Source organism: Paenibacillus sp. F411 (assembly GCF_017582705.1).
GTDB lineage: Bacteria > Bacillota > Bacilli > Paenibacillales > Paenibacillaceae > Paenibacillus_AQ > Paenibacillus_AQ algicola.
In genome coordinates this window covers 1-539 of the sequence record NZ_JAGFIP010000056.1, presented here as the reverse complement: position 1 = coordinate 539, position 539 = coordinate 1, and the positions used below count along the sequence as shown (strand labels likewise).

1 protein-coding gene is annotated in these 539 nt (G+C 48.1%); it reads left to right on the top strand.

Annotated elements, in window-relative coordinates:
- Nucleotides 1-42 precede the first annotated feature (42 nt).
- A partial coding sequence (locus JJQ72_RS20300) for a reverse transcriptase domain-containing protein (RefSeq protein ID WP_347880784.1) occupies nt 43-539 on the top strand: 497 nt, incomplete at its 3' end.

Here is a 539-nt window from a genome sequence, read left to right as displayed (position 1 = left end):
TTAGATCGCATTCGGAAAGCATGTAACCGCAAAGGAAATTGGGTGGTCGACGTCGACATCCAAGGCTACTTCGACAACATCAATCAGGAGAAGCTCATGAAGCTGGTTGAAATGCGAATCAGTGACAGACGTATCTTGAAATTGGTGAAAAAGTGGTTGGGTGCGGGAGTCATGGAGGAAGGAAGCATCAGACGCTCCGATTTAGGTACGCCGCAAGGCGGGGTTATCTCTCCCTTGCTCGCAAACATCTATCTGAATTACTTCGATCTCCTGTGGGAGCGAAACGGCAGCGCATTTGGGGAACTGACTCGTTACGCAGATGATTTTGTGGTGATTTGCAAGACGAAGAAGGATGCAGATCGGGCTTACGAACTCATTAAAGTCATAATGGGTCGCCTGGAGTTAACGCTGCATCCGACCAAAACGCGTATTGTCGGATTATGGACAGGAGAAGAAGGCTTTGACTTTCTAGGCATGCACCATCGAAAGACGAAAGCGGAGACATCTCAAGGCAAAATATATTATACGACCCAGCAGTG